This window comes from Pseudomonas sp. CAM1A, from assembly GCF_047501685.1.
In the GTDB taxonomy this organism is placed as follows: Bacteria; Pseudomonadota; Gammaproteobacteria; order Pseudomonadales; family Pseudomonadaceae; genus Aquipseudomonas.
Map to the genome: position 1 here is coordinate 81,956 of NZ_JBFNXP010000013.1, position 19,301 is coordinate 101,256.

The following is a 19,301-nucleotide window of genomic DNA, read 5'->3' on the forward strand; positions in this document are numbered from 1 at the left end:
GCAGGGTATTGGTGGTTGAGGATGACGACATCCTCAGATGGTTGATGACAGAAGCGGTGGCCCACCTTGGGCATGAGGTCATTGAGTGCGCCAATGCGGACGACGCTTTGCAAGAACTTCAAGGCCACCACCGGCTTGCCTTGGTGATTACCGATGTGCGAATGCCCGGCCACATGGATGGAATCGACCTGGCCAAAGCCATCTGGGCAGGCTATCCACAGCTCCCGGTCATCGTAGTCTCCGGCCATACGGTGCCGGCGCCTGGTTTCCTCCCAGAGAACGCCCGCTTTATCAGAAAACCCTGCACGCTGGATAAACTCGGCCGAACAATAAATGAGCTGCTTCACATCCAGCAATCTGGATAAAGGCAGCCTTGCGAAGCTCCGCGCATCCACCGGACAAAGGTGCGGTAGATAGCCGCAGGCATCTGCAATCCAGCACTCCAAGCACCTAAATACAAGGCTTCAACAAACCAACTCCTAATCTGATATGGTTTTTATCTCAATATCTGGGCCTGTGCTGAAAACAGATCGAGGGCCATAGTGCCCTGGCCTGATCGAGGCCTGATGAGCGACGAACCATGAGCGACAGAATCCCCTTCCGAGTCATCGAGATTGCCCCCACCACCCACAAGAGCAAAAGCCAGGTGGCCGGTGGCATTCATACACGCAGTTTCACCGGCTTCTACCGCAACCTGCGGATCGCCTTCGCCGGATTGCTGTTCGTGCTGTTCTTCGGCACCGCCTGGTTGCAATGGGGCGACCGCCAGGCCGTGCTCTGGGACCTGGCTGACAGCAAGTTCCATATCTTCGGCGCGACCTTCTGGCCGCAGGACTTCATCCTGCTGTCGGCGCTGCTGATCATCTGCGCCTTCGGCCTGTTCGCCATCACCGTATTCGCCGGGCGCGTGTGGTGCGGCTACAGCTGCCCGCAAAGCACCTGGACCTGGCTGTTCATGTGGTGCGAGAAGATCGCCGAGGGTGATCGCAACCAGCGAATCAAGCTGGCCGCCGCGCCCTGGGGGGTGGAAAAGATCGCCCGCCGCAGCCTCAAGCACGGCCTGTGGCTGGCCATTGGCGTGCTCACCGGGTTGACCTTCGTCGGCTACTTCACGCCGATCCGCCCGCTGGCCGCCGAACTGTTCACCTTCGAGCTGGGTGGCGTGGCCTTGTTCTGGGTGCTGTTCTTCACCGCCGCCACCTACCTCAACGCCGGTTGGCTGCGCGAGGCGGTGTGCATGCACATGTGCCCCTATGCCCGGTTCCAGAGCGTGATGTTCGACAAGGACACCCTGGCGGTGGCCTACGACCCCAGCCGCGGCGAAGCCCGTGGCCCACGCAAGAAAGGCAGCGACGCGCGCAGCCAGGGCCTGGGCGACTGCATCGACTGCACCCTGTGTGTACAGGTGTGCCCCACCGGTATCGATATCCGCGAAGGCCTGCAGATGGCCTGCATTGGCTGCGCCGCCTGCATCGACGCTTGCGACGGGGTAATGGACAAGATGGGCTATGCCCGTGGCCTGATCGGCTACAAGTCCGAACACAACCTGCAAGGCGGCAAGACCCACTGGCTGCGCCCTCGCCTGCTTGGCTACGCCGCCGCGCTGACGGTGATGATCGGCGCCCTGGTGTTGGCCCTGCAGATGCGCCCGATGGTGTCGATGGACGTGATCAAGGACCGTGGCCTGTTCCGCGAGAACGCCTTGGGCCAGATCGAGAACATCTACCTGCTCAAGATCATCAACAAGACCCAGGAATCGCAGCACTATCGCCTGCGCCTGGTGGACGCCGACGGCTTCGAGCTGCATGGCCGCACCGAGTTCACCCTGGCCTCCGGCGAGATGAGCGAGCTGCCGGTGTCGGTGGCGATGCTTGCCGATCGCCCGACCAGCAGCTCCCAGGAACTGACCTTCGAGATCCAGGACAGCGACCAGCCGGGAATCCGCAGCACCGCGCACAGCCGTTTCGTCGCGCCGATGAATCGCTGATCCCTTACACTGACCCTCACCTTGCCTGCCAAAACCATAATGAAACGCTACGAACGATTCGCCGACGACATTGCCGAACTGATCCGCTCCGGGGTACTAGGCCCCGGCCAGCGGGTGCCTTCGGTGCGCTACGCCAGCCAGACCCACGGGGTCAGCCCGTCCACCGTGTTCCAGGCCTATTACCTGCTGGAGCGCCGCGGCCTGATCCGCGCGCGGCCGCGCTCAGGCTACTTCGTCAACGCCCACGCGCCGCGGCCGTTCTGCGAGCCGCAGCCCCAGGCGCCGGCCAGCGAGTCCACCGATGTCGATGTGAGCGGCCTGGTGTTCTCGATCCTCGACTCGATCAAGGACCCGCACACCGTGCCGTTCGGCTCGGCCTTCCCCAGCCCGAGCCTGTTCCCGCTGCAGCGCCTGTCCCGTTCGTTGGCCAGCGCCAGCCGGGCCATGGACCCACGCATGGTGGTTACCGACCTGTCGCCGGGCAACCCGCAACTGCGCCGGCAGATCGCCCTGCGCTACATGGTCGGCGGGCTGATGCTGCCGATGGAAGAGCTGTTGATCACCAACGGCGCGCTGGAAGCACTCAACCTGTGCCTGCAGGCGGTGACCCAACCCGGCGACCTGGTGGCCATCGAGGCACCAGCCTTCTATGCCTGCCTGCAGGTGCTCGAGCGCCTCAAGCTCAAGGCGGTGGAAATCCCGGTGCATCCGCGCGAGGGCATGGACCTTGGCGTGCTGGCCCAGACCCTGGACAAACACCCGGTCAAGGCCGTGTGGTGCATGACCAACTTCCAGAACCCGGTGGGCGCGAGCATGCCGGAGGCCAAGAAGCAGGAGCTGGTCGAGCTGCTGCGCCGCCACCAGGTGCCGCTGATCGAGGACGACGTCTACGCCGAGTTGTACTACTCGCAGCAGGCGCCGAAACCGGCCAAGGCCTTCGACACCGAAGGGCTGGTGATGCATTGCGGCTCGTTCGCCAAGAGCCTGGCCCCCGGTTATCGCATCGGCTGGGTCGCCGCCGGGCGCTTCGCGCAGAAGATCGAGCGGCTCAAGCTGATGACCTCGCTGTGCGCCTCGATGCCGGCCCAGGCGGCGATCGCCGACTACCTGCAACACGGCGGCTACGATCGGCACTTGCGCAAGCTGCGCTACGCGCTGGAGGGCCAGCAGGCCAACATGCTCGCCGCCATCGCTCGCCACTTCCCCGCGCAGACCCGCGTCAGCCAGCCTTCCGGCGGCTATTTTCTGTGGCTGGAACTGCCCGAGCAGATGGACGCGCTGAAGTTGTTCCACATGGCGCTGGCCCAGGGCATCAGCATCGCGCCGGGGCCGATCTTCTCGCCGACCCGACGCTTCGGCAACTGCATCCGCCTGAACTACGGCAGCCCCTGGGGCGATGGCGCGGAGCAGGCCATGGAGACCCTTGGCAGGATCGTGCGCTCGTTCTGAGGTCATGGCGGCGACCGGCCGGCGCGGCTATAGTTGCGCGACGCGCCGCCCGGTTCCTGCCCATGCCCAACGATCCTGTTCCCTCCCGCGAACATTTGAACGCACGCATCGCCGAGCTCGAGACGCAGCTTGCCATTGCGCAAGCGACAACCAATAGCAAACTGCTGGGTGAGCTGGTCGACCATAGCCTGGCCAATGTGTTCGCCGCCGATTGCAGCCTGCGCCTGATCGCCATCAACCGAACAGCCTGCGATACCTTCGAACGCCTGCACGGCTATACACCCAAGGTCGGCGACTCCATTGCGAAAATCCTGGCCGGCAAGCCGGACCTCATGCGCAGCCTCGAACCGGTTTGGCCACGGGTGCTGGTGGGCGAGCCATTCACCCAGACCATTAGCCTTGGCTCCCCTGAGGCACAGCGTCATTACGATATCCGCTACAACCCGTTGCGCGATGCCCACGGGAAAATCCAGGGTGGTTACCTGTTTGCCTACGACATCACCGAGCGGATGCACGAATAGGAACGCCTGCGCCAGACCGAAGAAGCCTTGCGTCAATCGCAGAAAATGGAAGCGATAGGCCAGCTGACCGGGGGCATCGCCCATGATTTCAACAATCTCCTGGGCGGCATCCTCGGTGCTCTGGAGCTTGCCGAAAAGCGGCTGGACCAAGGGCGCAGCCTGGACTGCCGACACATGCTGGGCATCGTCCAGCAGAACGCCTCTCGCGCCAGCGCGCTGGTCCAGCGTTTGTTGGCATTTGCACGTCAGCAGGCACTCACTCCACAGGCCGTGGACGTGCATCATCTGGTCGCCGGCATGCATGACCTGATCCACAGTTCCCTCGATGGCAGCATCAATTTTGTCGATGCGACGCTGGCCGGACAATGGATGGTGCGGGTCGACCCACCGCAACTGGAAAGCGCTCTGCTGAACCTGTGCATCAATGCCCGGGATGCCATGCCCAGGGGTGGCACACTGCGTATCAGCTGCCAGGATCACCCGCTCGATACGCGCCAGGCCAGCGCCTTGCAACTGGACCCCGGCGACTACCTGAGGATCGTAGTGGAGGATACCGGCTGCGGCATGCCCAAGGACATCGCCAACCGCGCCCTTGAGCCATTTTTCACCACCAAACCCCTCGGCCAGGGCACAGGTCTTGGCTTGTCCATGGCTTATGGACTGATGCGCCAGTCCGGTGGGCATCTGTGCATCGACAGCACACCGCAAGGCGGCACGCGCATCCATCTTCACCTGCCACGCGACCTGAACGACGACAACCCGCTCGACTTCTCCAGCTACCCATCCGAAGCCCGCTATCCACGCCCCACCGGTCTCGATGTTCTGCTGGTCGAAGACGATCCGACCCTGCGCCTGGTCATTCGCGAGATACTGGAAGAGCGCGGCCATCGGGTTCTGGTCTTCGGTGAAGGTACTGCTGCCTTGCAGGCCCTCGACCAAGGCCACCGCCCGGCATTGCTGATTGTCGATATCGGATTGCCAGGCATAATCGATGGTTACCAGGTCGCCAACGCTTTTCGGGGATGCTATGAGCGCGTCCCTGTGCTGTTCATCACCGGCTACAACGGTGGCATGGAAAACAACAGGCTGACGAACTCGAACCTGACCGCTTTGCTGCACAAACCTTTTGAGCTGGCTTTGCTGATGGCACGGATCGACCAGTTGCTCGATATCGCCAGACACGAGTCTGGCAGGCCTTAGCGCAAAACAGCTACAGTGCCCTCCCTTCTTCAATGGACGCCCGCATGTCGTCGCGCGAACTGCAGTCCCTTCGCCAACAGGTTCAAGCCCTTCGTCAGCGCAATGCCCAGCTGGAAGCGCAATGGGCCCACCATCAACAGTCTGATCAGGGCCTGTTCCGCTTTCTGTTCGATACGATGGACGAAGGCTTCTGTGTCATCGAGTTCTTCGATGGCCCCCACGGCCCACTCAGCGATTACGTGCATGTGCTGGCGAACGCGGCCTATGCCCGCCACGCTGGCATCGCCGACGTGACGGGGCAGAAACTGCGGGAAATGGTGCCGGATGAGGCCGATGACTGGATCGCCCGCTATGGCGAGGTACTGCGCACCGGGAAACCCTTGCAGTTCGAACAGGAGTTGGTGGCGACAGGGCGTGTGCTGTCGGTAACCACCTTCCGCATCGAGCCGGTCGAGCGACGGCAGGTGGCGGTACTGTTCAAGGACGTCACCGAGCGATACCGCGCCGAAGCTGCCCTGCAACAACTCAACGAGCAACTCGAACAACGGGTGGCCGCTGCCCTGGCAGAGCGCGGTTTGCTCGCCGAATTGGTGGAGAACAGCGTCGCGCGGGTTCAGGTGGTGGACACCTCGATGACATTCCTTGCGGTAAACAAACGCGCGGTCAAGGATTTCGAGTATCTGTTCAACCACAGGCTCCAGCCAGGCGATAGCCTGATCGAGTGCCTTGCGAATTTCCCCGCCGAGCTTGAAGGCTCCATGGCGCTCTGGCGCAGGACATTGTCCGGTGAAAGCTTTACCGAAGTAATTGCCTACGGTAAAAACGACCGCCTTCGCCACTTCGAGTCGCATTTCACCCCCCTGCGCAATGCCGCCGGAGCAATAGTCGGCGCTTACCTGTTCGTCTACGACATCACACGTAGGGTCAATGAACAGCAAAAACTGCTCGAGGCTGAAAAGGCCTTGCGCCAGGCGCAAAAGATGGAGGCAGTCGGCCAGCTTACCGGCGGCATCGCCCATGACTTCAACAACCTGCTGGCGGGGATACTCGGCGCCCAGGAGCTGATGCGCCAACGCATGCAGCAAGCACGCCATGGTGATATCCCGGCCTTGCTCGACAGCGCCTGCAGTTCGGCCCAACGGGCCGCAACGCTGGTTCAGCGCCTGCTGGCTTTTTCCCGACAACAGACCCTGCAGCCCCAGATGATCCGGCTCCGTACCCTTGTCGAAGGGATGCAGGAGCTGATCAGCCGCAGCGTTGGACCGGCGATTGAAGTCAAATTCCATTTCGAGCATGAAAACGGCATGGCCTTCGTTGATCCACCACAGTTGGAGAGCGCGCTGCTCAACCTGTGCATCAATGCCCGCGATGCCATGCCCAGTGGGGGGCGCATCGATGTCGACTGCCGCCAGGTGCAAGTTGCGGAAGATTCTGAAGAAACGTTGAACCTGCCAGCAGGCCATTATGTATGCCTGGACGTGAGGGACAATGGTCAGGGCATGTCCGCCGAGGTGGCGGCACGCGCGGTCGAGCCGTTTTTCACGACCAAACCGTCAGGGCGCAACTCTGGGCTGGGGTTGTCCATGGTCTACGGTTTCGTCCGCCAATCCGGCGGCCAATTGCAGATCTGCTCGACGCCGGGTGAAGGGACATGCATGCGCCTTTACCTGCCCTGGACACCCGGGAACGAACAGCATGCCCTTGCGGCGACCGAGCCTGCTGCCCGTACTCTCGTCACTGGACGGCGCATCACCTTGGTTGAGGACCATGCGCCGCTGCGCGTGATAATCACCGAAGTACTCGAAGACCTCGGCCATTGCATCGACAGCTACGCTAGCGGTCCTGCGGCCCTTGAGGCGCCAGGCCAACCTGAGCTGTTGATCACCGATATCGGCCTACCCGGCGGGCTTGATGGACGGCAGGTGGCCGAAGCGTTTCGCCTGCGCCTGCCCGAAGTGCCTGTGCTATTCATCACTGGTTACGACGCAAAGGCCGTGTTGCACGACCGCCCCCTGCCACCTGGGGCCTCTGTGCTGACCAAACCCTTCACGCTCGAAGCGTTGGTCGAACAGGTGGAACAATTGCTGACGATGACAAGGAGTCCAGTCGATGTCCGTGTTCCCGCGAAGCGAGAATCCTGAGGAGCTGCACAGCCTGCGACAGGCACTCAGCGAAGAGCGTCAGCGCAACATACGCATGGCCCAGGAACTGGAGCAGCTGCAGGTGCGCGTGCAGGAGGCCGAACGCTACCGGTTTCTGTTCGAGACCATGGAGGAAGGTTTCTGCATCATCCAGTTCATCGCTGGCACCAATGGCCAGTGGGTCGACTACCTGCACCTGATGGCCAATCCCGCCTATTGCCGTCATGCCGGCCTGCCCAATGTCGTCGGACGGACCTTGCGCGAAGTCATTCCTGATGAGGCCGAGATCTGGCTGGAACGCTTCGGCCAGGTGGCGCGCACCGGCGAACCGATCTACTTCGAGCACGAACTGCATGCCACCGACCGCTGCCTGGGGCTGGCGGCAATTCGGGTCGAGCCCGCCGAGCGCCATCAGCGAGCGGATCGAGGAGCAGCAGCGCCTGGCACACACCGAACACGCGGTGCGCCAAGCACAGAAAATGGAGCTGTTGGCCAGCTCACTGGCGGTGTAGCCCATGATTTCAACAACCTGCTCGGCGGCATACTGGGTGCACTGGAACTGGCCGGCCAGCGCCTTGATCAGCAACGTCACGATGCCTTGCCCCGCTGCTGGACAACGCCAGGGACGCGGCACCACGGGCCGCCTCGCTGGTTCACCGGCTGCTGGCATTCTCCCGCCAGCAGACCTTGCAGCCCGAGCCAACGGCTGTGGCCGCGTTGGTCGACGGCATGCATGATCTGATTACCCGCAGCGTCGGGCCACATATCGAACTGCATTGCCAGAACGACGCGCAACGCACCAGACCTGCTGATCAGCGACGTTGGCTTGCCTGCCGGCCTCAACGGCTGGCAGGTGGCCAGCGCATTGCGCCTGCGCTACCCAGGTTTGAAAGTACTGTTCGTCACCGGCTATGACGAAACGGCCGCACTGCGCGATGGCGTTCTGGAGGAAGGCATGAGCGTGCTGACCAAGCCGTTTTCCTTGCAGCAACTGGCGGAGCGGGCCGAGCGCCTGCTGCTGCGGTGAGGCCCGCCTAACGTCCGCCGCCCAGGTCGATGAAGCTGCCGGTCGAATAGGAGGCCTTGTCCGACAGCAACCACAGAATCGCCTCGGCCACCTCCTCGGGCGTGCCGCCACGGCCCATCGGCAGGCCGGGTTCAAGCTTGGCGACCCGATCCGGGTCGCCGCTCAGGGCATGGAAGCCCGTGTGGATATACCCCGGGCGCACGCCGTTGACCCGCACCCCCTCACCCGCCACTTCCTTGGCCAGGCCGAGGGTGAAGGTATCCAGCGCGCCCTTGGACGCGGCGTAGTCGACATACTCGTTGGGCGAGCCCAGGCGCGCAGCCACCGACGACACATTGACGATCGCCCCGCCCTGCCCGCCATGCCGCCGGGCCATGCGCAGCAAGGCATGCTTGGCGCATAGCATCGGGCCGACCACATTGGTCTTCATCACCTTGAGCAAGCGAAACTCGGACATGTCCTCGACCCGGCTCTGCTGGCCGATGGTCCCGGCATTGTTGACCAGCGCAGTGACCGGCCCAAGCTCCTGGTCGACGCACTGGAACATGCGCACCACTTCGTCCTCGACGCTGGCGTCGGCGCGCACCGCGATGGCCTCTGCGCCCAGCGCGCGGACCTGCGCCAGCATCGCCTCGGCGGCCTGGTCATCGGCGTGGTAGTTGATGCAGATGCGGTAACCCTGTTGCGCCGCCAGCAACGCGGTGGCGGCGCCGATGCCCCGGCTGGCGCCGGTGATGACGATGACCTTGTCCATGAGCCTGCCAAGTAGTCCGGAAAAGACCTACAAGATTAGGGGAAATGCCATCATTTGAAAACGGCAGGCTTATCGGATCTCTCCACAGGTTGGACTCAATGCCCTGCCGACGCCGGCGCGGCCTTGGCCGTGAACGGTGGCTTGGCCAGCCACACCAGCAGGATCAACCCGGCGAACACCCAGGTCAGCAAGGTGAAGTAGTCCACCGTCGACATCATGTACGCCTGGCTGTTGAGGATCTGCTCCAGCTTCGCGTAGTTCTGCGGGCTGGCCCCGCCCAGCTGCTCCAGGGTCTGGCGGGTGGCCGGCTCGAAGGCGCTGATGTGCTCGCTGAGGTAGGCATGGTGCTGGTCGGCCCGACGGATCCAGATCCAGGTGGTCAGCGACGCGGCGAAGCTGCCGCCCAGGGTGCGCAGGAACGTCGCCAGCCCCGAACCGTCAGCGATCTGGTGCGGCGGCAGGTCCGACAGCAGGATGCTCAAGGTCGGCATGAAGAACAGCGCCACGCCGATGCCCATGAACAGCTGCACCAGGGCGATGTGCAGGAAATCCACCTCGTTGGTGAAACCGGCGCGCATGTAGCAGCTGGTGCCGATTGCCAGGAAGGCGATACCGGCCAGCAGGCGCAGGTCGAAACGGTGCGCGTACTTGCCCACGAACGGCGACATCAGCACCGGCAACAGGCCGATTGGCGCCACCGCCAGGCCCGCCCAGGTGGCGGTGTAGCCCATCTGGGTCTGCAGCCATTGCGGCAGGATCAGGTTGATCCCGAAGAACCCCGCGTAGCCGCCCACCAGCACCAGGGTGCCGATGCGGAAGTTGCGGTGCACGAACAGGCGCAGGTTGACCACCGGGTGGCGGTCGGTCAGCTCCCAGATGACGAACACCGCCAGGAACACCACCGAGATCAGCGTGCCGATGACGATGAACGACGACTCGAACCAGTCCAGGTCGTTGCCCTTGTCCAGCACCACCTGCAAGGCGCCGACGCCGACGATCAGGGTCAGCAGGCCGATGTAGTCCATGGGCTGGCGGCTGGTGACCACCGGGCGCGTGCGCATCTGCTGGCGCACCACGGCGGCGGCGAACAGGCCGATCGGCACGTTGATGAAGAAGATCCACGGCCAGCTGTAGCTGTCGGTGATCCAGCCGCCAAGGATCGGCCCGGCAATCGGCGCGACCACCGTGACCATCGCCAGCAACGCCAGGGCCATCCCCCGTTTCGCCGGCGGGTACACGGCAATCAGCAGGGTCTGGGTCATCGGGTACAGCGGGCCGGCCACCACGCCCTGCAGCACCCGGAAGAACACCAGCTCGGGCATCGACTGGGCGATACCGCACAGGAACGACGCCAGCACGAACAGCAGCGTGGCCCAGATGAACAGCTTCACTTCGCCGAAGCGCCGGCTCAGCCAGCCGGTCAGCGGCAGGGCGATGGCGTTGCTCACCGCGAACGAGGTGATCACCCAGGTGCCCTGCTCCGAGCTCACCCCGAGGTTGCCGGAAATGGTCGGCAACGCCACGTTGGCGATGGTGGTGTCGAGCACCTGCATGAACGTCGCCAGGGACAGCCCGATCGTGGTCAGCAGCAGGCTCGGCGGGGTGAACTGCGCGGGGGCCGCCTGGCTCATCGCTGGGCCGTCTTGCCGGTGGCGCTGTTCTCGTGGATCAGCCGGGCGATCAGGTCATCGGCCTCGACCAGTTGGCGGTCGTACACCTGGGTGGTATAGCTGGCCTGCTGCGGTGGTTGCTGGGCCAGGGCCGGACCACTCTGGTCGTGCAGGTCGACTTCGGCGACGGTGGACAGGCCGATGCGCAGCGGGTGGGTCGTCAACTGTTCAGGGGCCAGATGGATGCGTACCGGTACTCGCTGGACGATCTTGATCCAGTTGCCGGTGGCGTTCTGCGCCGGCAACAGGGCAAAGGCGCTGCCGGTGCCGGCGCCGAGGCTGTCGACGGTGCCGGAATAGGTCACTTCGCTGCCATACAGGTCGGCGGTGATTTCCACCGGCTGGCCGATGCGCATGTCGCGCAGTTGGGTTTCCTTGAAGTTGGCATCGACCCACACCTCGTCCAGGGGGATCACCGCCATGGTCGCGGTGCCAGGTTGCAGGCGCTGGCCCAGTTGCACGGTGCGCTTGGCGACATAGCCGGTGACCGGCGCCACCAGTGTGGTGCGGGCATGGTCCAGGTAGGCCTGGCGCAGGTCGGCGGCGGCGGCCATCACTTCCGGGTGCGACGAGACCACCGTGTCGTCGACCAGCGCGGTGCTGGTGTTGAGTTGCTGGCGGGCACTGTTGACGGCGGCCTGGGCCACGGTCAGGTCATCGCGGGAGTGGGCGACTTCCTCGGCGGCGATGGCACCGCTGTCGGCCAGCACCTTGCGCCGGTTGTAGTCCTGCTGGGCCTTCTGCAGCTCGGCCTGACGGGTCTGCAATTGCGCCTTGAGCGAATCGACATTGCTGTACAGCCCGCGCACCTGGCGCACGGTGCGCGCCAGCTTGGCCTCGGCGGCCTGCAGGGCAACCTCGCTGTCGGCCGGGTCGAAGCGCAGCAGCACCTGGCCGGCATGCACCAGGTCGCCGTCGTCGGCGCCGATGCTGGTGACGGTGCCACTGACCAGCGGGGTGATTTCCACGACGTTGCCATTGACGTAGGCGTCATCGGTGCTTTCGTGCCAGCGCCCGACCAGGCTGTACCAGGCCCAGGTGCCGGCTCCTGCGAGGATCAGGATCAGCAACAGGGCCAGCAGCCAGGCCTTGCGCTTGCCCGAGTTGTCAGGCTCAGGGGCCGGGGTGGAGGTGTCAACGGGAGTGGCCATGACAATACCTTGGAAAATGCGTGACTGGGATCAACGGTCGCCGAAACGGCGGATCGTCAGGGGGTCGCCGGCGCTGAGCAGGACTTTGGCGAGCAGTTGCTCGAGGGTCTTGAGTTCTTCGGGCTGCAGCACGCCGACCAGTTCGTTCATTGCCGCCGCGCCGACCTGGGGCAGACGGTCGGCCAAGCGCTGGCCGTCAGCGGTCAGGGCCAAGCGCACCTGGCGGCGGTCGTCGGGGCAGCGGTTGCGCAAAATCAGGCCCTTCTGCTCAAGACGGTCGAGCATGCGGGTCATCGAACCGCTATCCAGGCCCAGGTAGCGGCACAGTTCGGCCGGGGTATCGACCTGGTACTGGGTGACGATGATCAGCACCTTGAACTGGGCGGCCGTGACGCCGTCGGCTTCGAGGTGCCAGTCGAGGATGCGGTCCTTGAGCAGCGCGGCGCGGCCGAGCAGCATGCCGATGGCGCAGGTCTGGAAGTTTTCCGGGGTGAAATGGGACATCGGCGGTCTGCTCGGGTAATTGTGTGAAAATATTACTGCTTAGGCAGTGAATGTCAAAGCCTTGATTAGGAGGCTAAATAAATATTCATCGAGAGGGGTAAAGGCGCCAGCGCCTCGCTGGGTGGGGACGGGCTGTTGCGCAGTCACGAAAGAAGCGCCACCTGAGGCGGCGCATCGAGATGGATTGCACCATCCCTGTGGGAGCTGGCTTGCCAGCGATAAGGCCCTTGCGCACAACACAAGACTGTTGCGTCTACAGGGGGCGGGTCAGCCCCTGGATCCTGATGGTCTTGCGAGGCCGTCAGCCTTGGCGTGCCAACTGCCACAAGCGCGCCACATCCGCAGCCCGCGCCTTGAGCAACGCCCCCGCCTCGGCACAGGCCTGCTCCAGGCTCATTGGCCCGCTGGCCAGGGCGAAGGCCGCATCGATGCCGTGCCCATACAGTTGCTCATAACCTGCACCGAGCGTGCCTGCCAGCACCACCACCGGCACGCCGTGGCGCTTGGCCACCCGCGCCACCCCGAGGGGCGTCTTGCCGCGCAGGGTCTGGGCATCAAAACGCCCTTCGCCGGTAATCACCAGATCCGCGCCCTGCACCAGGGCATCGAGCCCGGCCAGCTCGGCGACCACCTCGACCCCTGGGCGGAACTGCGCGCCCATGAACGCCTTGGCTGCGAAGCCCATGCCCCCGGCCGCGCCACTGCCAGGCTCGTCACGCACATCCTTGCCCAGCACACCCGCACAATGATCGGCGAAGTGCGCCAGGGCCTGGTCCAGGGCCTGCACCTGCTCGGGGTTGGCCCCCTTCTGCGGGCCGAAGATCGCCGAGGCGCCATTGGCGCCGCACAGCGGATTATCGACATCGGCGGCAACGTCCACCCGCACCTGCACCAGGCGCGGGTCCAGGCCGCTGGCGTCGATGCGCGCCAGTTGCGCCAGGGCCAGCCCGCCCTCTGCCAACGGCTCGCCCCGAGTATCCAGCAAGCGCAGGCCCAACGCGCGCAGCATGCCGCTGCCGCCGTCGTTGGTGGCGCTGCCGCCGATAGCCAGGACAATGCGCGAGGCGCCGGCCGCCAGCGCCGCGGCGATCAGCTCGCCGGTGCCCCAGGTGCTGCTACGGCACGCGTCGCGCCGCCCATTGGGCACCAGCTGGATGCCACTGGCCTGGGCCATTTCGATCACCGCCGTGTGGCTCTCGGCCAGCCAGCCCCAGGCGGCCTCGACAGGCTCGCCCAACGGGCCGCGCACCACCTGGCGGCGCAGCTCGCCCTGACTGGCGGCGACGATCGCCTCCATGGTGCCTTCACCGCCATCGGCCATCGGGCATTCGATACGCTCGCAAGCCGGCCACACTTCGGCAAGGCCACTGGCGATGGCGCGGGCGACACCGGCGGCGTCGAGGCTGTCCTTGAACGAATCGGGGGCGATGACGATTTTCATGGGGATTCTCCTGTCCTGTTCCGCGCATGCTGACAGGTGTACGGTGCGGCGGCCTCGGTCGGATGCACAAAACCCAGGGGCGATTGTTTGGGCGGATGCCTTTGCCAGCCGTCACTCCACCGGCAACAGCTGCAACCCCAGGTACAAGCTCAGCATCCCCTCCATGCGCAACGGATCCACCTCCCCCAGCTCGGCAATGCGCTCCAGCCGGTAGCGCAAACTGTTGCGGTGGATACCCAGCGCCTCGGCGCAGGCCTGGCTCTGCCCGTCATGGGCGCACCAGGCGCGCAGGGTAAGCAGCAACTGGCCACTGGCGTCCTTGGCGCGAATGCGCTGCAAAGGTTCGAGTAGCTCGTCCAGCGCATCGTCGTTGCGATGCCGCCAGAGCAGCGCTGGCAGGCGGTAGCGGGCCAGGCTCAGCAGGCGCTCGTCGGGCAGCACCTCACGGCCGTAGGCCAGCAGGTCGCGCACCCGCCGGTAACTGCGGCGCAGTTGCTCCAGGCTCTGCGCCGGGCTGCCCAAGGCCAGGCGCTCGACGTCCCAGCCGTGGCGCTGCAAGCGTTCGAGCAAGCGCGGCTCGTCCAGCGGCACCCCGGCCGGCCGGCACCACAGTAGCGACTGGCGCGCAGGGCTGACACACCAGCTATCCGGGTAGCGGCTCATCAGCCAGGCCGAGAGCGCCTCGGCAGGCGGGCCGCCACGCAACTCGAACAGGCAGGCAATGCGTGGCAGGTTCGGTTTGAGCCCCAGTTGCCGGGCTTCATCGACCAGCCGCGGCGAGTCGCCGCTGCCGCCCAGCAACAGCGCCAGCAGGTCGTCGCAGCGCTGGCGGCGCCACTGCTGCTCCACCTGCAGGTGGCGCTGGGCCAGGAGCATTTCGGCGGTCATGCGCACCAGCTCTCCGTAGGTGCGCAGTTGCCGAGGATCGCCGGTCAGGCCGAGCACGCCGATCAGCCGGCCATCGAGCATCAATGGCAGATTGACGCCGGGCTGCACGCCCTTGAGGCACTTGGCCGCTTCCACGTCCAGCTCGACGATGCGCCCATTGGCCAGCACCAGCTGCGCGCCTTCGTGGCGGGTGTTGATACGCTCGGCCTCGCCACTGCCCAGGATCAGCCCCTGGCTGTCCATCACATTGACGTTGCACGGCAGGATGGCCATCGCCCGGTCGACGATGTCCTGGGCCAGGTCGTGGTCCAGCTCGAACATGTAAGGGTCCTTGGGTCTTCGGGGCTTTGGTCGGCGGCACAGCAGCCCACACCTGAAGCTGTGCAAAAGCACAAAGACAGCCGCGCTACACTGCCCGAGACTTTTCCAGGCGAGCGCCGGCACAGGCGACGCGGTGACAACCATAACAACAGAGAACCCGATCATGGCACACAGCCCCGCCCCTGACCAAGGCAACGAGATCACCCGCAACGCGCTCTACCGGCGCATCACCCTGCGGCTGATCCCGTTCATTTTCATCTGCTACCTGTTCAACTACCTCGACCGCGTCAACGTCGGCTTCGCCAAGCTGCAGATGCTCGACGCACTGAAATTCAGCGAAACCGTGTACGGCCTCGGCGCCGGCATCTTCTTCATCGGCTACGTGCTCTGCGGCCTGCCCAGCAACCTGGCGCTCAACCGCTTCGGGCCGCGGCGCTGGATCGCGCTGATGATGATCGCCTGGGGCAGCCTGTCCACCTGTCTGCTGTTCGTCACCACCCCCACCGAGTTCTACACCCTGCGCCTGTTGACCGGTGCCGCCGAGGCGGGTTTCTTCCCCGGCGTGGTGCTGTACCTCTCGCGCTGGTTCCCGGCGGACCGTCGCGGCCGCATCATGGCCTTGTTCATGTCGGCGATCCCGGTGTCCGGGCTGCTGGGCGGGCCGTTCTCCGGCTGGATCCTCGACCACTTCGCCGCAGGCCAGCATGGCCTGGCCGGCTGGCAGTGGATGTTCCTGATCCAGGGCTTGCCCACCGTCGCGCTGGGCGCGCTGGCCATCGTCCTGCTCAGCGACGGCTACCAGAGCGCCCGCTGGCTGAGCCCGGCCGAACGCCAGCTGATCGAGGCGGACCTTTCGGCCGACGCCGCCGGCAAGCCGGCCACCCGCGGCGACAGCGTGCTGTCGGTGCTGACCAACCCGCTGATCTGGACCTTCGGCTTCGTCTACTTCTGCATCCAGAGCGGCGTCTATGCCATCAACTTCTGGCTGCCGTCGATCATCAAGAACATGGGCTTCGACAGCCCCCTGCTGATCGGTTGGCTGAGCGCCATCCCGTACCTGCTGGCCGGGGTGTTCATGATTGTCGTCGGGCGCTCGGCCGACCTGCGCAACGAGCGCCGCTGGCACCTCGTGGTGCCGATGCTGATGGGGGCGCTGGGCCTGCTGATCGCGGTGAACTTCGCCGGTAACCCGCCCATCGCCATTCTTGGCCTGTCCATCGCCACCATGGGCGCGCTGACCGGCCTGCCGATGTTCTGGCCTATGCCAACCGCGCTGCTCACCGCCGGCACCGCCGTGGCGGGCCTGGCGATCATCAACTCGGTGGGGCAGATGGCGGGCTTCCTCAGCCCCTACCTGGTGGGCTTCATCAAGGACCAGACCGGCTCGACCGATGCGGCGCTGTATGCGCTGGCCGGGTTGATCGTGGTCGGTAGCCTGGTGGCCTTGCGCGTTTCGCGAGGTGGTAGCACTGCGTTGGCAGACGCCCGCTAAAGTTGACCGTATCGCGGGGCAAGCCCGCTCCCACAGAGCCAGTCCAACTTTGTGGGAGCGGGCTTGCCCCGCGATGGCCACCACGCTAGTCGCGAGGTTTCCACCCGGCTTCATGCAGTGCCGTCAGCAAGGTATCCCCATCCAGCGCCGGCACCACCACCCCACCCTTGCCCTGCATCGTGCGTCCCGCCAGCAAGGCATTGACGATCGCCTCCTCCACCGCTTCCGCCGCTGCCATGAACAACGCCGAGATATGGTCGTTGTTGAGCATGCGCAACTCGGTGCATTGCTCCAGCCCCTTGCGGGCATAGTCCGCCGGCGGCAGATTCTGGTTACCGGTGGAGAACGCCAGGAAGATATCGCCGCTGGAGTCCTCGGTGCCGCCACCGGTGCGGGCGATGCCGATCGACGCGCGCTGGGCCAGGCGCTGGCACTGGTGTGGCAGCAGTGGCGCGTCGGTGGCGATCACCACCACGATCGAGCCCATGCCCGGGGTGCCGGTCACAGGTTCGGCGAAAGGCGACGGCAAATGCCCCAGCTGGCGCCCCACCGGATAGCCGTCCACCCGCAACTCGCGCCGCTGGCCGTGGTTGGCCTGGACCAGCGCGCCGACGGTCCAGCCGCCCTGCTCGTCCGCCAGGCGCCGCGAGGCAGTGCCGATGCCGCCCTTGAACTCGTGGCAGATCATCCCCGTGCCACCGCCCACCGGCCCTTCCTGCACCGGTCCCGAGATGGCCGCCTCCTGTGCCTGACGCACCTGCGCCGGGGTCACGTGCTGGCCCCAGATATCGTTGAGCAACCCATCGTAGGTTTCCATCACCACCGGCATGCACCAGTACACCGCCTCGTCCGGCAGGCGCTCGCGTTCGGCGGCGATCAACGCATCGCGCACCACGCCGACACTGTGGGTGTTGGTGATGGCGATCGGCGTGGTCAAGAGGCCGGCCTCGCGGATCCACTCCAGGCCCGTGGCGTCGCCGTTGCCGTTGAGCACGTGGCAGCCGGCGAAGCACGGTTGCTGGCGGGCCGCGCCCGCACGGGGCTCGATCAAGGTCACCCCGGTGCGGATCGGCGCCGGGCGTTGTTCGTCGATCAGGGTGCTGTGGCCGACTCGCACTCCCGGGACGTCGGTGATGGCATTGAACGGGCCCGGGGTGCCGTGGCCGAGGGTGATGCCCAGTTGACGCGCACGCATGTGTACTCCTTGGAAACTCACAATTTCTGGAAGGTCGGGCTGAGCCGGCCGTGGGTGCTGTACAGCGTCACCGACACGGCCAGCAGCCCGAGGATGATCAACAGGTCGCGCAGGGACGCCTCGCGCAGCAGGGTCGCCAGCAGCCAGCCGGCACCGCTGACCGCCAGCAGCGCAGGCATTGGCCACAGCGGCATGCGGTACGGATGCTCGCGGTCACGGCGCAGCACCCGGCTGCACAGCGCGCATGCGGCCACCACCAGGTAGATCAGCAGCAACAGCAGCACGGTGAACGAGGTCAGCTCCTCCAGGCTGCCGGACAGGCTCAGCAAGGCCGACGGCACGGCGAGGAACAGCGTGGCCAGCCAGGGCGACTCCCAGCGCGGATGGATCAGGGTGAAGGCACGGTTGAGCGTGGGCGTCCAGATCGCGTCGCGCCCGCTGCTGTACACCACCCGGCCGACCTGGATGACGATGGCTACGATGGCGTTGAACACCGAGAGGAAGATCCCCGCGCTGACCAGCCGCGCCAGGGTCTCGTTGCCATGGGCAGTCAGCAGGTAGCCGATTGGATCGCCGCTGGCCAGCATTGCCTGCAACGACGGCGCGCCGATCAACAGCGCGGCCAGTGGGATCACCTCGATGGCCACCACCACCGCCAGCGACCACAGCACCGCCCGGTGCACGGTGCGGCCACGGTCCTTCATGTCTTCGGCCAGCAATACCGCGCCACCATAGCCATTGAAGGCGAACAGCGCCATGCCCACCGCGCCCAGCACCAGGGCCCAGGGTGCCGCCGTCAGCGCCCCTTGCTCGAGCATCTGCGGCTGCAACAGGCTCGCCGCCGGCTGGCTGGCATTGCCGAACCCCAGGATCACGATCACCAGCAGCGCGGCGACCTCGCAGAACAGGAACACCCCGGTGATCCAGGCATTCAGGCGGATATTGAGGATACCCAGGGCATAGCTCGACACCACGATCACCAAGGCCACGGTCTGGGTATCGAAACGCGTGCCCAGGGCATTGTTCAGGTAGGTGGCGGCGCCACCTGCAAGCACCGGCGGAATGAACAGCATCGAGGCCAGCACGGTAAGGAAGGTGGCATAGCCTGCCAGCCCGCCGAACACGCGCTTGGCGTACACATACTCGCCGCCGGCGGAGCTGTGGGCGCGCCCCAGTTCGGCGTAGCACCAGGCGAACATCAACGCCAGCGCACCGGCCATGATGAACGACAGAAACGCACCACTGCCGGCCTGCTGGATAGCGAACGGGGCGATGACGAACACGGAGCTGGCCGGGGTCACTGCGGAAACGGTGATGGCGACCACGTCGAACACACCCAGGCGCTGCTTGAGCGCGCTTGCGGGCTCTTCGCTGGAGCTCATGGCGTTTTTCCTCTGATTGTTATTGGTTGTGAGGGGAAAACCGGTCACGCGGCCGCTGGACCTGGGTTGGACTGTAGGCCCGGGTAAGGCTTTGGCCAATTACCCTTAGGGGGTACGCCCCTTGACGGGAAGCGGGAAACCTCCCGAGACTGCGCAATCGCAGGTCAAAACTTGTGGG

At 65.1% G+C, this 19,301-nt stretch carries 13 protein-coding genes and 2 pseudogenes; 7 read left to right on the forward strand and 8 right to left on the reverse strand.

Going from position 1 to position 19,301, the window contains the following annotated elements:
* Positions 1 to 44: 44 nt before the first annotated feature.
* The 6 genes and pseudogenes from ABZO33_RS23605 (at position 45) to ABZO33_RS23630 (ending at position 8,325) form a co-directional block, all read left to right on the forward strand.
* Positions 45 to 365 carry a response regulator gene (locus ABZO33_RS23605; RefSeq protein WP_414538095.1) on the forward strand — a complete coding sequence of 107 codons (321 nt, stop codon included), beginning with the start codon at positions 45 to 47 and terminating at the stop codon, positions 363 to 365.
* A 215-nt stretch (positions 366 to 580) separates the two neighbouring features.
* Entirely contained in the window at positions 581 to 1,987 is a 1,407-nt protein-coding gene (gene ccoG / locus ABZO33_RS23610; RefSeq protein WP_414538006.1) for a cytochrome c oxidase accessory protein CcoG, read from the forward strand.
* A 39-nt stretch (positions 1,988 to 2,026) separates the two neighbouring features.
* Positions 2,027 to 3,436 carry a GntR family transcriptional regulator MpaR gene (mapR, locus tag ABZO33_RS23615; protein WP_110699617.1) on the forward strand — a complete coding sequence of 470 codons (1,410 nt, stop codon included), beginning with the start codon at positions 2,027 to 2,029 and terminating at the stop codon, positions 3,434 to 3,436.
* A 62-nt stretch (positions 3,437 to 3,498) separates the two neighbouring features.
* Positions 3,499 to 5,157 (forward strand): annotated as a pseudogene (locus ABZO33_RS23620) (ATP-binding protein).
* A 44-nt stretch (positions 5,158 to 5,201) separates the two neighbouring features.
* On the forward strand, positions 5,202 to 7,298 hold the full coding sequence (locus ABZO33_RS23625) for a PAS domain-containing protein (RefSeq protein ID WP_414538007.1): 2,097 nt from the start codon (positions 5,202 to 5,204) through the stop codon (positions 7,296 to 7,298).
* Positions 7,267 to 8,325: pseudogene (locus ABZO33_RS23630) on the forward strand (response regulator). Before ABZO33_RS23625 ends, ABZO33_RS23630 begins: the two are co-directional and overlap by 32 nt.
* 7 nt (positions 8,326 to 8,332) lie before the next feature.
* Here the strand turns inward: ABZO33_RS23630 and ABZO33_RS23635 are convergent.
* The 6 genes from ABZO33_RS23635 to ABZO33_RS23660 all read right to left on the reverse strand — a co-directional run bounded on the left by ABZO33_RS23635 (position 8,333) and on the right by ABZO33_RS23660 (position 15,054).
* Positions 8,333 to 9,079 (reverse strand): SDR family oxidoreductase, encoded by a 747-nt coding sequence (locus ABZO33_RS23635; RefSeq protein ID WP_414538008.1) that lies wholly within the window; start codon positions 9,077 to 9,079, stop codon positions 8,333 to 8,335.
* 95 nt (positions 9,080 to 9,174) lie between these two features.
* The gene (locus tag ABZO33_RS23640; RefSeq protein WP_414538009.1) at positions 9,175 to 10,710 is read right to left on the reverse strand and encodes a DHA2 family efflux MFS transporter permease subunit; all 1,536 of its coding nucleotides are present in this window, start codon (positions 10,708 to 10,710) and stop codon (positions 9,175 to 9,177) included.
* Positions 10,707 to 11,900 (reverse strand): HlyD family efflux transporter periplasmic adaptor subunit, encoded by a 1,194-nt coding sequence (locus ABZO33_RS23645; protein ID WP_414538010.1) that lies wholly within the window; start codon positions 11,898 to 11,900, stop codon positions 10,707 to 10,709. The genes ABZO33_RS23640 and ABZO33_RS23645 overlap by 4 nt, the downstream gene beginning before the upstream one ends.
* Positions 11,901 to 11,930: 30 nt before the next feature.
* On the reverse strand, positions 11,931 to 12,404 hold the full coding sequence (locus ABZO33_RS23650) for a MarR family winged helix-turn-helix transcriptional regulator (protein ID WP_038706300.1): 474 nt from the start codon (positions 12,402 to 12,404) through the stop codon (positions 11,931 to 11,933).
* Between the two features lie 301 nt (positions 12,405 to 12,705).
* On the reverse strand, positions 12,706 to 13,845 hold the full coding sequence (locus ABZO33_RS23655) for a glycerate kinase (RefSeq protein WP_414538011.1): 1,140 nt from the start codon (positions 13,843 to 13,845) through the stop codon (positions 12,706 to 12,708).
* A 111-nt stretch (positions 13,846 to 13,956) separates the two neighbouring features.
* Positions 13,957 to 15,054 carry a sugar diacid recognition domain-containing protein gene (locus ABZO33_RS23660; protein WP_414538012.1) on the reverse strand — a complete coding sequence of 366 codons (1,098 nt, stop codon included), beginning with the start codon at positions 15,052 to 15,054 and terminating at the stop codon, positions 13,957 to 13,959.
* Between the two features lie 163 nt (positions 15,055 to 15,217).
* Here ABZO33_RS23660 and ABZO33_RS23665 point away from each other — a divergent pair, with 163 nt between their 5' ends.
* Entirely contained in the window at positions 15,218 to 16,546 is a 1,329-nt protein-coding gene (locus tag ABZO33_RS23665; RefSeq protein ID WP_414538013.1) for an MFS transporter, read from the forward strand.
* Between the two features lie 85 nt (positions 16,547 to 16,631).
* Here ABZO33_RS23665 and ABZO33_RS23670 read toward each other — a convergent pair whose 3' ends face one another.
* A complete protein-coding gene (locus ABZO33_RS23670; RefSeq protein WP_414538014.1) occupies positions 16,632 to 17,741 on the reverse strand; it encodes a P1 family peptidase in 1,110 nt (369 codons plus the stop codon).
* Positions 17,742 to 17,758: 17 nt separating this feature from the next.
* Entirely contained in the window at positions 17,759 to 19,123 is a 1,365-nt protein-coding gene (locus tag ABZO33_RS23675) for an APC family permease (RefSeq protein WP_414538015.1), read from the reverse strand.
* Between the last annotated feature and the right edge of the window lie 178 nt (positions 19,124 to 19,301).

Coding starts and splice junctions, on each gene's coding strand:
- ABZO33_RS23675 (WP_414538015.1), bottom strand. CDS start 19,123: ATGAGCTCCAGCGAAGAGCCCGCAAGCGCGCTCAAGCAGCGCCTGGGT.
- ABZO33_RS23655 (WP_414538011.1), bottom strand. CDS start 13,845: ATGAAAATCGTCATCGCCCCCGATTCGTTCAAGGACAGCCTCGACGCC.
- ccoG (WP_414538006.1), top strand. CDS start 581: ATGAGCGACAGAATCCCCTTCCGAGTCATCGAGATTGCCCCCACCACC.
- ABZO33_RS23605 (WP_414538095.1), top strand. CDS start 45: ATGACAGAAGCGGTGGCCCACCTTGGGCATGAGGTCATTGAGTGCGCC.
- mapR (WP_110699617.1), top strand. CDS start 2,027: ATGAAACGCTACGAACGATTCGCCGACGACATTGCCGAACTGATCCGC.
- ABZO33_RS23625 (WP_414538007.1), top strand. CDS start 5,202: ATGTCGTCGCGCGAACTGCAGTCCCTTCGCCAACAGGTTCAAGCCCTT.
- ABZO33_RS23670 (WP_414538014.1), bottom strand. CDS start 17,741: ATGCGTGCGCGTCAACTGGGCATCACCCTCGGCCACGGCACCCCGGGC.
- ABZO33_RS23640 (WP_414538009.1), bottom strand. CDS start 10,710: ATGAGCCAGGCGGCCCCCGCGCAGTTCACCCCGCCGAGCCTGCTGCTG.
- ABZO33_RS23645 (WP_414538010.1), bottom strand. CDS start 11,900: ATGGCCACTCCCGTTGACACCTCCACCCCGGCCCCTGAGCCTGACAAC.
- ABZO33_RS23635 (WP_414538008.1), bottom strand. CDS start 9,079: ATGGACAAGGTCATCGTCATCACCGGCGCCAGCCGGGGCATCGGCGCC.
- ABZO33_RS23665 (WP_414538013.1), top strand. CDS start 15,218: ATGGCACACAGCCCCGCCCCTGACCAAGGCAACGAGATCACCCGCAAC.
- ABZO33_RS23660 (WP_414538012.1), bottom strand. CDS start 15,054: ATGTTCGAGCTGGACCACGACCTGGCCCAGGACATCGTCGACCGGGCG.
- ABZO33_RS23650 (WP_038706300.1), bottom strand. CDS start 12,404: ATGTCCCATTTCACCCCGGAAAACTTCCAGACCTGCGCCATCGGCATG.